The organism is Arthrobacter sp. ISL-95 (assembly GCF_018613695.1).
Classification (GTDB): Bacteria; Actinomycetota; Actinomycetes; order Actinomycetales; family Micrococcaceae; genus Arthrobacter.
In genome coordinates this window covers 1-13,911 of sequence record NZ_JAGGPR010000001.1, presented here as the reverse complement: position 1 = coordinate 13,911, position 13,911 = coordinate 1, and the positions used below count along the sequence as shown (strand labels likewise).

At 60.2% G+C, this 13,911-nt stretch carries 13 protein-coding genes and 1 tRNA gene; 2 read left to right on the top strand and 12 right to left on the bottom strand.

Annotated elements, in window-relative coordinates:
• Positions 1 to 2 precede the first annotated feature (2 nt).
• Positions 3 to 1,439 (bottom strand): NADP-dependent phosphogluconate dehydrogenase, encoded by a 1,437-nt coding sequence (gene gndA, locus J7I86_RS00070; protein WP_214814708.1) that lies wholly within the window; start codon positions 1,437 to 1,439, stop codon positions 3 to 5.
• A 221-nt stretch (positions 1,440 to 1,660) separates the two neighbouring features.
• On the opposite strand from gndA, the gene J7I86_RS00065 reads away from it, so the two are divergent.
• Positions 1,661 to 2,389: a FadR/GntR family transcriptional regulator gene (locus J7I86_RS00065; RefSeq protein WP_214814706.1), complete on the top strand. Its 729-nt coding sequence runs from the start codon at positions 1,661 to 1,663 to the stop codon at positions 2,387 to 2,389.
• A gap of 4 nt (positions 2,390 to 2,393) precedes the next feature.
• Here the strand turns inward: J7I86_RS00065 and J7I86_RS00060 are convergent, their stop codons facing one another.
• The 3 genes from J7I86_RS00060 to J7I86_RS00050 are packed head-to-tail and all read right to left on the bottom strand — an operon-like array spanning position 2,394 to position 5,175.
• Positions 2,394 to 3,443 (bottom strand): L-idonate 5-dehydrogenase, encoded by a 1,050-nt coding sequence (locus J7I86_RS00060; protein WP_214814704.1) that lies wholly within the window; start codon positions 3,441 to 3,443, stop codon positions 2,394 to 2,396.
• Positions 3,443 to 4,213 (bottom strand): SDR family NAD(P)-dependent oxidoreductase, encoded by a 771-nt coding sequence (locus tag J7I86_RS00055; RefSeq protein WP_214814702.1) that lies wholly within the window; start codon positions 4,211 to 4,213, stop codon positions 3,443 to 3,445. The genes J7I86_RS00060 and J7I86_RS00055 overlap by 1 nt, the downstream gene beginning before the upstream one ends.
• A 53-nt stretch (positions 4,214 to 4,266) precedes the next feature.
• On the bottom strand, positions 4,267 to 5,175 hold the full coding sequence (locus J7I86_RS00050; protein WP_214814699.1) for an NAD(P)-dependent oxidoreductase: 909 nt from the start codon (positions 5,173 to 5,175) through the stop codon (positions 4,267 to 4,269).
• 70 nt (positions 5,176 to 5,245) lie between these two features.
• Here J7I86_RS00050 and J7I86_RS00045 point away from each other — a divergent pair, with 70 nt between their 5' ends.
• Positions 5,246 to 6,313, top strand: coding sequence for a D-2-hydroxyacid dehydrogenase (locus J7I86_RS00045; RefSeq protein WP_214814697.1), 1,068 nt, complete (start codon positions 5,246 to 5,248; stop codon positions 6,311 to 6,313).
• An 8-nt stretch (positions 6,314 to 6,321) separates the two neighbouring features.
• Here the strand turns inward: J7I86_RS00045 and J7I86_RS00040 are convergent, their stop codons facing one another.
• The 8 genes from J7I86_RS00040 to J7I86_RS00005 all read right to left on the bottom strand — a co-directional run bounded on the left by J7I86_RS00040 (position 6,322) and on the right by J7I86_RS00005 (position 13,491).
• Positions 6,322 to 8,379 (bottom strand): acyltransferase family protein, encoded by a 2,058-nt coding sequence (locus J7I86_RS00040; protein ID WP_214814695.1) that lies wholly within the window; start codon positions 8,377 to 8,379, stop codon positions 6,322 to 6,324.
• Between the two features lie 176 nt (positions 8,380 to 8,555).
• Positions 8,556 to 9,914 (bottom strand): MFS transporter, encoded by a 1,359-nt coding sequence (locus tag J7I86_RS00035; RefSeq protein ID WP_214814693.1) that lies wholly within the window; start codon positions 9,912 to 9,914, stop codon positions 8,556 to 8,558.
• Positions 9,915 to 10,057: 143 nt separating this feature from the next.
• Positions 10,058 to 10,852, bottom strand: coding sequence for an IclR family transcriptional regulator (locus J7I86_RS00030; RefSeq protein WP_214814691.1), 795 nt, complete (start codon positions 10,850 to 10,852; stop codon positions 10,058 to 10,060).
• A gap of 223 nt (positions 10,853 to 11,075) precedes the next feature.
• Entirely contained in the window at positions 11,076 to 11,366 is a 291-nt protein-coding gene (locus J7I86_RS00025) for a hypothetical protein (protein ID WP_214814689.1), read from the bottom strand.
• Positions 11,367 to 11,478: 112 nt separating this feature from the next.
• Positions 11,479 to 11,551: transfer RNA gene (locus J7I86_RS00020), tRNA-Val, on the bottom strand.
• 67 nt (positions 11,552 to 11,618) lie between these two features.
• Positions 11,619 to 12,575, bottom strand: coding sequence for an NAD-dependent protein deacetylase (locus J7I86_RS00015; protein WP_309476636.1), 957 nt, complete (start codon positions 12,573 to 12,575; stop codon positions 11,619 to 11,621).
• A gap of 2 nt (positions 12,576 to 12,577) precedes the next feature.
• The gene (locus J7I86_RS00010; RefSeq protein WP_214814687.1) at positions 12,578 to 13,075 is read right to left on the bottom strand and encodes a peroxiredoxin; all 498 of its coding nucleotides are present in this window, start codon (positions 13,073 to 13,075) and stop codon (positions 12,578 to 12,580) included.
• Positions 13,072 to 13,491 (bottom strand): DUF3052 domain-containing protein, encoded by a 420-nt coding sequence (locus J7I86_RS00005; RefSeq protein ID WP_214814685.1) that lies wholly within the window; start codon positions 13,489 to 13,491, stop codon positions 13,072 to 13,074. Before J7I86_RS00005 ends, J7I86_RS00010 begins: the two co-directional genes overlap by 4 nt.
• Positions 13,492 to 13,911: the final 420 nt, after the last annotated feature.

The following is a 13,911-nucleotide window of genomic DNA, read 5'->3' as shown; positions in this document are numbered from 1 at the left end:
TGCTAGTGGGTGTCGACTGCCGAGATTTCGGACTTGTCTTCGCCCCAGAGGGTGTGGAACGTTCCTTCGGTGTCCACGCGACCGTAGGTGTGGGCGCCGAAGAGGTCGCGCTGGCCTTGGATCAGGGCAGCGGCAACGCGCTTGCGGCGCAGACCGTCGTAGTAGGCCAGCGAGGAAGAGAACACCGGTACCGGGATGCCCAGCTGGACAGCTGTGGCTACTACGCGGCGCCAAGCCGGAAGTGCCTCGGCAATAGCCTTGGTGAAGGCCGGCGCGAACAGCAGGTTTGCGGGTCTTTCCTCAGCGGCGTAAGCCTTGGTGATGTCCTTGAGCAGCTCGGCACGAATGATGCAGCCTGCACGCCACAGCGAAGCGATTTCGTCCAGCTTCAGGTCCCAGCCGTACTCCTTGGCAGCGGAGGTCAGCATGTCCAGGCCCTGGGCGTAGGAGACCAGCTTGGAGGCGTACAGTGCCTGCCGGACATCCTCGACGAACGTCTCGGGGATCTCCACCGTGGCTTCTTCACCGGCAAGCAATTCCTGGCCAAGCTTGCGCTGCTCGGTCTGGGAAGACAGCGCACGAGCGAATACGGACTCGGCGATGCCGGACACCGGGGAGCCTAGTTCCAGGGCGGAGATGACCGTCCAGCGGCCAGTGCCCTTCTGACCTGCGGCATCAACCACGACGTCCACGAACGGCTTGCCCGTCTTGGCGTCGACGTGTCCCAGGACCTCGGCGGAGATTTCGATCAGGAAGGAGGACAGGTCGCCCTTGTTCCACTCAGCGAAGATTTTGGACTGCTCAGCGGGCTCAATGCCGGCGCCGGAACGGAGGAGGTCGAACGCTTCACCGATGACCTGCATGTCGGCGTACTCAATGCCGTTGTGGACCATCTTGACGAAGTGGCCGGCGCCGTCGGTGCCGATCCATGCGCAGCACGGTTCGCCGTCGACCTTTGCCGAAATCTTCTCCAGCAGTGGGCCCAGGGCGTCGTAGGACTCACGGGAGCCACCGGGCATGATGGACGGGCCGTTCAGGGCGCCCTCTTCGCCACCGGATACCCCGACGCCGACGAAGTGGAGGTCCTTCTTGGCCAGCGCGGCTTCGCGGCGGCGGGTGTCCTCGTAGTGCGAGTTACCGGCGTCGATGATGATGTCACCGGCCTCCAGCAAGGGCTCGAGCTGCTCGATGACGTTGTCAACGGGAGCGCCTGCCTTAACCATGATCAGTACACGGCGGGGCTTTTCGAGGGAGTCTACAAGTTCCTGCAGCGTTTCCGTGCGGATGAAGTCGCCGTCCGTGCCGTGCTTTTCAAGCAGGGCGTCAGTCTTTTCCACGGAGCGGTTGTGGAGAGCCACGGTGAAGCCATTACGGGCAAGGTTTCGGGCCAGGTTGGCGCCCATCACCGCAAGGCCGGTGACACCGATGTGTGCTGACATCAAAACTCCAATTCGTTCGTGTACAAACAGTCGCCCGTTCCCCTATGGGGCACGCAGGAAGCGATTTCAAAACCAGGGGCTGTAATAAACCATACGTATTTCAGCCATGTGCGGGAAAGCGGCGCCCACGTTTTGGAACGGTGCCGCGTCATAAACAGTCTATGATGCTGCCCCGGATTCCCCGGCGCACCGGACGTCGCCGCGCCACTATGCTTACCTCTATGTCAACCAGCCTCCACCACCGCGCCGTAGAGCACTTGGGCACCAGAATCGTCGGTGGCGCCCTTCCCACGGGCCATGTCATGCTGGCCGAACATTTGGAAGACGAGCTCAACGTCTCGCGCTCCGTGGTTCGTGAAGCTGTCCGTGTTCTGCAGTCCCTGGGACTTGTGGAGACCATCAAACGAGTGGGTATCCGGGTTTTACCGGCACATCGCTGGAATCCTTTCGATCCTTTGGTGATTCGTTGGCGGCTTGCCGGCGAGGGGCGCGGCGCCCAATTGAGGTCGCTTGCCGAACTGCGCTCCGCCGTCGAGCCTGTAGCGGCAGAACTGGCAGCAGGAAATGCACCCGAAAGTCTTCGGCAGGAGTTGGTGGACATTTCACTTGCCATGAAGGAAGCCGGCGATGCCGGCGACATGGCCCGGTTCCTGGACCTCGATATCCGGTTCCATGCGCTGGTCCTCTCCGGCTCCGGCAACGAAATGTTCGCCAACCTGATTGGCCAGGTCACGGAGACCCTCACCGGCAGAACCGTCCACGGCCTTATGCCTGAACATCCCCAAAAGCAGGCGCTGCAGTGGCACATGGACGTCGCCCATGCGATCGATGCAGGCGACGGTTCCTTGGCGCGCGACGCTGCCGCCAAAATCATGCGGCAAACCATTGCGGAGCTGGCACCCAGTTGGAATGACCAGCCCCGCGTGTTCGTCCCCGTCACCAAAAACTAGACAGCTACTGCTGGAAGTTCAGCAGTACCTTCCCGGATTCGGCTGAGTTCTTTGCCACCTCAAAGGCTTCAAGTCCGCGGGAGAGGTCAAATTCGTGGGTCACCACGGGGTCCACAAACAGCGAACCGTCGGCCAAAGCAGCAATGACATGGTCAATTTCGTCGTTGAAGCGGAATGAGCCAAGCAGTTCCAGCTCCCGGGTGATGGCCAAAGAGATGAATACTGGCTGGGGTCCCGAGGGCAGAAGCCCCACCATCACCACTTTGCCTCCGCGGGTGGCACCTTTGATGGCCGAAGCGAGACCGTAATGGCTTCCCGAGGATTCAATAACGACGTCGGCGTCCACAGCCGCGATTGCCTCAGCTTCGTCGCCCTTGAGGACCTCATGGGCGCCAACAGCCCGGGCTATTTCCAAGGGCTTGTCATGCATGTCGACGGCGACGATCCGGGCCGCGCCGGCACGCTTCAGAACGGCGACGGCGAGTGCACCGATGGGGCCGCTGCCGATCACCAGGGCGGTCGTTCCTTTGACGTCACCTGCCCGGCCAACAGCGTGCCAAGCAACACTGGCAGGCTCCACAAGCGCGGCTGTCCGCAGCTCCAGGCTCTCCGGGAGCGGCCGAAGCATCCTTGATGGCAGGTTGGCGTAGCGACTGAACGCACCGTCAGTGTGCGGGTACCGGGCAGCACTGCCCAGATAGGTGCATCCCGGGGAAAGGTTGGGCCGGTCCTCGGGGTACCTGACATTCCCGGCTGCAGGAGTCGCAGGGTGAACAGCCACCGGCGTTCCTACGGCAGGGCCGGTGCCATCAGATGCCTGCTGGACCACCACACCTACAATCTCGTGTCCCAGGACCATGGGTTCTTTGAGGATCGACTCCCCTGCTGCACCATGGAGCCAGTAATGAAGGTCGGAACCGCAGATCCCGCCGTAGGCAATCTCTACAATCACTTCATCAGTGGCTGGTGCGGTCAGTGGGATGTCCTCGATCCTGAGATCGCCCTTGCCATGGGCAACTACGGCGGGTCCGGAGACCGGGAGAATGATGCTCATCAGACCACCACCGTCATTCCACCGTCGACGAAGATCGTCTGGCCATTAACAAAGTTGGACGCTTGCGAGGCGAGCCATACCGTTGGCCCGGCAAGATCGGCCACTGTCCCCCACCGGTTGGCCGGCGTCCGGCCCAGGATCCAAGAGTTGAAATCGGGATCGTCCACCAGGTTTTGGGTCATCTCGGTGTGGATGTACCCTGGCGCGATGCCGTTGATCTGCAGTCCACTGCCTGCCCATTCTGCGGTCATGGCGCGGGTGAGGTTGCGGAGCCCACCCTTCGCCGCCACATAGGGTGCGATGGTGGGGCGGGCCAGGTCTGTCTGGACTGAGCAGATATTGATGATCTTGCCTTGTCCCCGGGGGATCATGTGCCTGGCCACTTCACGCCCTACAAGGAAGGCGCTTGTCAGGTTGGTGGTGATGACCCGGTCCCAGTCCTTGACGTCAAGGTCCAGCATGGGAACACGGTGCTGAACTCCTGCGTTATTTACCAGGATGTCCAGCGGTCCTACGTTCTCCTCAATCCATGCCACTCCAACAGCCGCGGCCGTGGCATCGGTGACGTCGAACGCGCGGCTGTGGATCCTCCCTTGCGGGTAGTCAACGTCCATGGCTTGGAGGGCTGTTTCGAGACGCTCCGGACTGATGCCGTTCAACACCACCGTGGCGCCTGCATCTGCCAGCCCCCTCGCAAGGGCGTTGCCAATGCCGCGGCTGGAACCGGTGACCAAGGCAACCCGCCCGGTCAGATCAAAAAGTCCACTCATGGTTTATTCATCATTCCTTCTTGGGTTTGACCGATTCAGCTGGTGCAGGCCGTTTAATTGGTGCCGGCCGACGCGCTTGAGATTTGGCTGAGGTTTGCGATGGTTTGCCGGACGACGGCGAGGTCCTGATCCCCGAGTCCTTGGCGCTTGAGTTCGGCGTACAGGTCGATTGCCGCCGATGCCATGGGAACCGCGGAACCGACGGCATCCGCACTGGTCAGCACGAACCCCAGGTCCTTGTGCATGAACTTGGCCGGTCCGGTGGGGGCATAGTTCTTGGCGGACAGCCGGGGACCAACATTGTCCAGGACCTTGCTTCCGGCTAGCCCTCCGGAGAGGACCTCGTAGAGGGCCTCCACATCCATACCGGAGCGTTCGGCGAGTTCGGCTGCTTCGGCGAGGGCCGCCGTCGTGGTTCCTACGATGAGTTGGTTGCAGGCTTTGGCGAGCGACCCCGATCCCAGTGGCCCCATGAGCCGGACCGTGGTTCCCATGGTTTCGAGAAGGGGCTTGAGCTCTTCGAACTGGCTTTGGGTGGCGCCCACCATGATGGCAAGGGTTCCGCTTTGCGCACCCGCGGTGCCGCCGCTGACCGGCGCATCCACTACCACCGCATTTCCACCGGAGGCCTGCTGAACAGTTTCGCCGAACTGCTGGACCGCGGTAGGGGAAACGCTGCTCATGATAACGACGGTGGTGCCCGGCCGCGGCGGATTGCTCCGCCAGGACTCAAACAAGTCAGCCGCGGCTTCTTCGATGTAGGGAAGGTCGGGGAGCATGAAAATGATGACTTCCTCATTGCGCAGTTCAGCGACACTGGCCGCGCGCTGGACGGTGAGGTGGTCAAAGGCGGCGCCGGAGCGGTTCCAAGCGGTGACTTTCCAACCGGCCTTAGCGATGTTTGAGGCCATGGGCGCCCCCATGAGTCCCAAACCGACGAAGCCAACCCGTTTGCTTGTCATAGCAGGTAATCCCTCACTTCTTTGTGGTCATCTTGCAGAATTCTGTTCAATATCCTAGCCTCCATTCAGTATGATGAACACTATGACGACTGATGAACTTACCATCGCCATCGCTGTACCCCTCGAAGCCGAGCATGTAGAGCTGATCCGCGCCGTAGATCCCTCCGTAACAGTTCTCTACGAACCCGAGCTCCTACCGCCGGAACGCTTCCCGGCCGATCACGCCGGTGATCCCGCCTTCAAGCGCGCACCGGAGCAGGAGGAACGCTACTGGGACATGCTGAACCGGGCGCAGATCCTGTATGGATTCCCCAACGAAAGCCCTGCCGGACTGGCACGTATCGCCGGCAGCAACCCCCACCTGCAATGGATCCACGCCATGGCAGCCGGAGCCGGTGGCGCCGTCAAGGCCTCCGGACTCGACACCGAAACCTTGCAGAAGTTCCGCGTGACAACGTCCGCGGGCGTCCACGCGCTGCCCCTGGCAGAGTTTTCAGCCTTCGGCATCCTCAACGGCTTCAAGCGCAGCGCAGAAATGGCACAAGACCAAGCCGGCAAAGTCTGGCCTGAACTGAGGACGCCCACCAAGCTGGCCAACGGATCAAGGGTGGTGATCACGGGCCTCGGTGAGATCGGCATGGAAACCGCCCGAATCGCGCAGGCCCTGGGAATGAAGGTCAGCGGAACCAAGCGCAACGTCGAAGCCATTGAAGGGATCGACCAGGTCACTGACAACGAAGGCCTGCCTGGCCTGCTGGCCGAGGCGGACGCAGTGGTCAACACACTGCCCGGCACGCCGTATACGGAGAAGCTGTTCAACAGCCAGCTTTTCTCCGCCATGAAACCAGGAACCGTATTCGTCAACGTTGGCCGCGGGACCGTAGTGGACGAAGAAGCCTTACTGGAGGCGCTGAACAACGGTCAGGTTTCCTACGCCTGCCTCGACGTTTTCGCGGTGGAACCCCTCCCCCAGGGCAGCCCCCTGTGGAACCACCCCAAAGTCCTTGTGTCACCACACACCTCGGCCTTGAGCGCTGCAGAAAACCGACTCATCGCAGAACGCTTTTGCAGCAACCTGCGAACATTCTTGGATGGCGGGGAACTTCCCCACCTCGTTGATCCGGTCCATTTCTACTAGGCCGGCAGCTACCATCCAGTGGCGTCAAACCACCTCTCGGACAACGTCTCGGTCATCGTCCTGACGTACGTGCTCGAGAGGTGGTTGTCGTCGAGGTAGACGTACACGTTGCCCACGATGCCCGGGCAGGATCTCCCGTCACAGATCAGGTCCGTCATATCCAGGATCGACAACCCCGTGAACGTGCCCTCCAACTGGTTTAGCGGATTGGTTTCTGCGAGCACCGAGGACAGGGCAGGGCGGCAATGCGGATCATCCACTCCGGAAGCCATGGCACATTCACTGGGGCTGAAGGAGAAACGTGGATTGTCCCGCATGGCGATAACTTCCACACCTTGATCAGTAATTTCACCCACCAACTCGTCAAGGCCCCAGGTGAGGTCCTCGTCGGGTGAGTCGGGAACAGCAGCCGTGCCTACCAGGAAGACGGCATCCGGCCGATGGACACGGATGTGTTCCCGGACGTTCCTGTTGAAGGCATTGCATTCGTCCCCCACCTCATCGGTTTCGGTCATGAACGGGCAGGCGCCGAACGTGATGGATTGGACACGCCAGCGGTGTTCCTTTGCCAACGGACCGATTGCTCCGAGCCATTGCAGCGAATGGGACTGACCCACGACCAAAACGGTCTTCTCTGCGTCAGCGCCGACGTCGTTCTGCTGGCACTCTGCAAAGAGCGCTGGATCCGAGGGCCGGAGGTCACCGGTACATGGGCCATCCAGTTTTCCCCAATCCTCCGGGAGCTGCTCAGGGGTAGGCAGTGTTCGCGCGCCTTCGCCAACCCGGTCAAGGTAGCCGGGCAGCAAAGCCCGCGCCCCGGGGTTATCCTCGGCGCCCTGCTTGGCAATGAGGTCCTTCTCCGCCTGCTGTTGAAATCCAAACTGCGCCATCGGGGCCGCAGCCACTGCCAGGCAAACCAACACAGCCAAAGCCAGGCGACGTCGTTTCGCTTCCGGCCACCTCCATGCACGCAGTGGCTGCTCCACAAACCGCGTGGTGAGAAACGCCAACAAAAGGGACGCACCAACAATCAAGGCACCGGTCAAAGCATCGGCATGATCCCTGCCCATCCATACCAGAGTGGTCACCAACAGGGGCCAATGCCACAGGTACAGGGCATACGAGGTAGATCCCAGCCCCACCAACAGTTTGGACGAAAGGATGCGGTCAACTCCGAAGCGGCTTCCCGATTGTCCTGCAATGATGACGGCTACAGCTGCGAGCGTCGGCCACAGGGCTACGTAACCGGGAAAGGCGGTCTGGACCTGAAGGAGAGCGCCGCAACTCAACATGGCCGCCACTCCTACCCACCCCAGCACGCTCCTCATACCGCGGCCGGGCTGAAGATACGGAAGTAGCAGCGCCACAAGGGTGCCCAAGGCGAACTCCCACAGCCGGGCAAAGGTATCGAAGTAAGCCAGTTCCTGATGGGCGGCCGTGAAGTAGACCGAGTACGCCAGAGATACGGCAAAAACCAGTCCGAACACTCCCAACAGCACAGCCCGATACCGCAGTCCGAGGCGCCGACACAGCCAGGCTGTGGCAACAAAGATGGCCGGCCACATGATGAACACCTGTCCTTGGATGGACAGCGACCAGAAATGCTGAAAAGGGCTCGCTACGCTGTGGTCTGCCGCGTAGTAGTTGACTACCTGCCGCTGAAGCAGCCAATTTTGAACGTAGAACAGGGATGCCCAGCCTTGGCTGACTATCTCAATCCAGCGCGTGCGCGGAATGATCACATAAGTGGACGCCAACGTTCCAAGCAACACCACGACGACGGCAGGCAGCAGCCGCCAGAACAGGTGCAACCAGTGCCGCACCAGTGATACCGGCCGGGCATCCTCGTAGCGACTCACGAATTGCAGGGTCATCAGGAACGCCGAAATCAGCAGGAAAACATCCACCCCACCAGAGACCCGGCCGAACCAGATGTGGTACGAAACAACCATGAGCACGGCCAGCGAACGCAGGCCCTGAATCTCGGGCCGGAAATTAGTACCCCGGCCGCCTGCCCGGACCCGCCCAGGACTTTCCGGTGATGCGAGGCCCTTGGTAGCCGTCATGCACACGCTCCTCATTCACTGCACCAATTCTGCACTGTCACGCGTCTTTTGCCATCACGCTCTTCACGCCCATTTTGTGTCCCCGGACATGGAAGAGCGGCACCCTCCGCATGGAGGGCGCCGCTCTGTTGGTATTGGTTGTCAGGCGTTGCTTCGCTTGGCTGCTCCTGGGGAAGCTATTTCGCGTCTTCGGTGCTGACCAGGTCCCTGCCTGCAGTCTCCGGCGTGAAGAACGTGGTCACGAAGGAGATGAGCGCCAGGACCAGTGAATAGATGGCAAGGACCAGCCACGAGTGATGGGTGGCGGCCAACATCAGCGCGCCCAGCAACGGCGCCAGGCCACCGGCCAGAACCGCTGAGATCTCCCGGCTCATGGCGACACCGGTGAAGCGGTATTGCGATCCAAAAAGTTCGGGCAGCAGCGGACATTGGGGGCCGAGCATTGACTGAACACCGATTGCGATGCCTACCGCCATGACAATCCAGACCAATGTGACGTTGCCCAAGGTGACCAGGTAGAAGGCTGGGACCGCGATGATCGCTTGGAACAGTGCACCGTAGCGGTAGACAGGAACGCGACCGAACCTATCGGACAGTGCACCGAACGTGACCACCAAGACGGCGGCGAAGCCGGCGGCAATCAGCAAACCGACAGGACCGATTGAGTTGTTGCCTGCAAAGACACCTGCCGGCATGCTCATGAAGGAGACCAGCAGCGCGGAGTAGATCGAAGAGTTTCCGTTCTCTCCCATGCGAAGACCGATGCCAAGCAACACATTCTTCTTTGAGTGCTTCCAGAGAGCGCCAATAGGGTTCTTGACCACGTTCTTGTGCTTCTCGAGCTCTTGGAACGCAGGGGTTTCCTTGAGCTTGAGACGGATGAAGATGGCCACTGCGATCAGAATGAAGCTGGCCAGGAAAGGCACACGCCACAGCCAGCCTTGGAGGACCGACTTGTCTGCCATCGCGATGAGCGCAAAAGTTCCAGCACCGAGGAGCGTGCCCAGCTGGATGCCGACGAACGGCAGCGAAGCGTAGAACCCACGACGGCGGCGCGGTGCAACTTCCGAAATCAGGGTTGTTGCGCCGGCCTGCTCCGCCCCTGCTCCCAGTCCCTGGATGATCCTAAGGGTGACCAGCAGAACAGCGCCGAGCATTCCAGCTTGTTCGAACGTGGGTAGCAGCCCAATGGCAAAGCTCGCTGTTCCCATCAGTGCGATGGTCATGATGAGAACCATCTTCCTGCCGAAGCGGTCACCGATGTAGCCGAAGATCAAACCACCGAAGGGACGTGCAGCGAAGCCAACACCATAGGTGGCGAAGGATGCAATGAGAGCACCATCGGGGCCCAGCGGTGAAAAGAACAGCGGGCCGAAGATCAGCGCCGACGCAAGGCCGTAGATATAGAAGTCGTAGTATTCCAGCGCGGAACCTACAGAGCTGGCCAACGTAGCCCTGCGGAGCTGTTCCGGCTCAACTACAGCGTCGTCAGCCTCGGCTGCGAGCTTTTCATTTGCACGAGTTATCACAAGCACTCCCTCAAAATCACCCCGGGCCCCCGTTGGCCCAGCGAGATAGTGATGGCATCACCGCCAAGATCACTATGATGAACAGCGTACAGCGTGTTGAACTCAGTGCCAAGGTTGTAATCAGATTTATTTAGCAGGAGATCGCAAGGCTAGCCCATCGGGTTGCCCAGGGAACGCGCCAACTCCTTCAATTCCTTGACCATGAGCGCACCTTGTTCTTCGGAGTAGGTGGCCTTGAGCGCCGTCACGGAGAGGCCAAGGCTGGGGCCATGGGCTCCATGAGTGGGGACCGGCACAGCCAGACACACCACACCCACCGTGGATTCTTCGTCCTCGAAGGCATATCCCCGCTGACGAATGACAGAAATCTGCGCTTTGAGCTCCTCGGCGGACTTAAGGGAGTTGGCAGTCATGGTTGGGAGCTCCATGCCATCCGGGAACATTGAGTCGATATCGTGATCGTGCAACTGGGCAATCAGAGCTTTACCCACACTGCAGAGCGAGACAGGCATCTTGTCGCCGATGTTCGACGTCAACCTGACCGCAGGGTGCCCCTCATATCTCGCTAGGTAGATGACGTGGTCGCCGTCGAGCATCGCGATCCTCACAGTCTCCCCGGAGAGTGTGGGCGCCTGCTCGCAATATTTGTAGAACTCCTGGACCTCGTCGAGGCGGCTGAGATAGGCAGCTCCAAGTTCAACGAGCTTTCTGCCCAAGGCAAAGTCCGCCCCCTGCCTGGTGATGAGGCGAGCTTCTTCCAGGGCCAATAATAGGTTCGAGGTAGACGACTTGGGGATGCCAAGTTCACGAGAAAGATCGCTGAGCGTCAAGCGGCCTGAAGGCGACGCTGCAAGTGCCTCCAGCACCGCAGCGGCACGGGTGACGGCAGGCGCCGGCGATGAGGCACCCAGCCCTTCGGAACGGGGAGAGCGGGAATCAGCCATGATTCTCCTTCAACATCGCAATTAGAGTGTTCAATCTACTGAACACTACTCATCATAGTGGAATGAAGAAGGCGGAGCAGGGCGGTAACCGACAGCACTTCCGACCTGGGAGGGGGCCATACTTTTCAAAGCCAAAAGTTCTCTGTATATTCATCTTCGAGCTCTCCACCGCGGCATCCCCCAATAGTCGCGGTGGAGAGCTCATCCATTTCCCGGCCCAGGGCTACGCCGCAGCGAGTTCCTCGCCCCGGATGGACCAGCCACCACCGGAACCGTCCCGCACCAATTCCCACGTGGCGATGCCGGACGCAAGGTTGTTTCCCAAGCGAACCTGGACCTGCCAGACTTCAACGTCAACCCGCCCCTGCCCTCGCGGCATCCGCCGGGACTTCTCCCACCAGGCAACCCGCTCAAACCATCGAACAGGTTCCACCACCATGCGCCACTCCCGGCCTCCACGCACTACTACCGCCGGTGCGCCTTGCTCAACCGCGGGGATGTATATCTGCTCCATGGAATGAACCGTAGGGCGATGCTCCGACATTAAAAGAGTCATGGACGGGAAACGGAGACACAAAAAACCCCGCCGTCCAAGCCTTACGACTTGAATGACGGGGTTTATTCGGTGGGTCCTACCGGGATCGAACCGATGACATCCACGGTGTAAACGTGGCGCTCTACCAGCTGAGCTAAAGACCCAAAACCGCTGCCTCCGCGCTTCGTAACTTCCTCAGCGCTTCAACCAACGAACAATGACTCTACATGATCAACCAGGGGAAACACCAATCGGCTCAGGAGCCCGGGGAAGATCCGGCAAAGAGCGTGCAAGGTAGCCCAACGCGCCGCTGACTCCCAAATCCAGTTTCAGCTCTGCAAACTCATCCCCACGTGTAGTTCCCCGGTTAATGATCACCACTGGTTTTCCTGCTTTTGCTGAATGACGGACGAAGCGCAGTCCACTCTGAACCGTCAGCGACGATCCCGCTACCAAGAGGGCGTCCGCGTTGTCCACCATCTCGTAAGCCCGGGCCACACGATCCTTGGGGACGTTCTCGCCGAAGTAGACAAAGTCCGGCTTCAGCGTTCCGCCGCATATGGGACAAACAGCCATAACGAACGAGGTAATGAGCTCAGAATCCTCAACTGTAGCGTCAGCATCGGGTGCCATTTCCACCACTCCGGACTCCAACGCGGCTTCGAGGAAACCGGGATTGATTTCTTCAAGGATCGCTGCAATCAAACGCCTACTGAAGGTGTGGCCGTTTTCAAGACAAACCACCTGGTCAAAGCGGCCGTGCAGATCCACCACGTTGACACTTCCGGCGTCCTCATGGAGCCTGTCAACATTTTGGGTGATGAGACCAGTCAGCAAACCGCGCCGCTCCAGGAGCGCCACCGCAACATGGCCGGCGTTGGGATCGGCGTGCCTGAGATGGGACCACCCAATGTGGTTCCGTGCCCAATAGCGGCGACGGCTGGCCTCACTCCCAATGAACTCCTGGTAGGTCATGGGGTTCCGAGGCGCAGAGCCCGGGCCACGGTAGTCAGGAATCCCGGAATCGGTACTCAACCCGGCGCCCGTGAGAACAGTCAAGCGCTTACCCCCAAGAAGATCCAAGGCAGCCCTCAGTTCGTCCAGTTCCCGCGGAGTCAGCTGTGCCACCGGCGCGGGCGCCATGCTGGCGAACCCGGTCATTCCCACTCCGGGGCTGTGATGGCTCACGACTACTGCTCCGCCAAGGACGACAACGCCCGACGATATTCGGCAAAGTCCCGCGCCTGGCCTCGTGGATTGACAACCACATAGCGGACAACTCCCGCAGCGTCGATGATGAACGTCCCCCTCAACGCCATGCCACTCGCCCCGTCGAAGACGCCGTAGCTTCTTGCTACCGCTCCATGTGGCCAAAAGTCTGCCAGCAGGTCAAAGCCGAACTGCTCGTGCTCAGCGTATGCCCGCTGGGCGAACTTACTGTCTACGGAAATAGCCAATACCGTGGCGTTCGTATCCTTGAAGGCAGCGATGTTGTCGCGAATCTCACAGAGCTCCCCTGTACAAATGCCGGAGAAGGCAAAGGGAAAGAACACGACAACAACGTTTCGGCCCCGAAAGTCGGCCAAGCGAACAGGCTCGCCGTACTGATTCAGCAGTTCAAAATCCGGTGCAAGCTGCCCTGTTTTGGGAGCGAGCACAGAGGCAGGTGCCTGCTGGACTTCGGTCACTTGTTCTTCTTGGGCACCAAACGAGTGGCGCTCCAGTCCTTTGAAACGCCTGCCGAGGTGGTGAGGTGCAGCCCGGAGGTGGGTGCGGCATCCTGGATATCCGCCGGAGATACGTAGTTGTCACGGCCTGACTTTGGGGTCAGCACCCAAACAACTCCGCCTTCCTTCAGGTTGGTGAGCGAATCCATGAGGGCATCAACAAGGTCACCGTCGCCGTCCCGCCACCAGAAAACAACAGCATCTACGACGTCATGATCATCTTCATCCAACAACTCGGAGCCTGTGACATCTTCGATGTCGTCACGCAAGTCGAAATCGACGTCGTCGTCGTAGCCGCGTTCCTGAATCAGATCCCCATCTTTGAAACCCATTCTTTCCGCCACTTTTACCGATGTGGCGGCGTCGGCCTCGCTCACGTTTCCTCCTTTTGCAGTGACTTCCATTACTAACAGCCAACACCCTTTGGGCGTGTGCTTCAAGCCATTGTCCCAGCCAGCGGCCATATTCCGCATTCCACACGGTGTTTCGAGTCCACAAGGATTGCGTGCTTTGCGTCACGGAGGCGGCGGGAGTGTGACATACAACGCCCCTCGGGCCCCACGGCTACGCATCGCGACGCCGAGAAAGCTAGAGTGGCCATGAGCGCTACGGCTGCAGGGCGATCGCCCCGTGAAGTTCCACAGGCAGCCAAGCGCTCACAAGACCTGCCCGGCGCATCCGACCGGGCTGTTGAAACAGAGATGTCGCACACGACGCGTTCACGACGGGCAGTTACCCTGCCGGACTTGAGGCGCCGATGCATGCGCCTAAAGGAAGGTTGGACGTGGCTGCAGGAG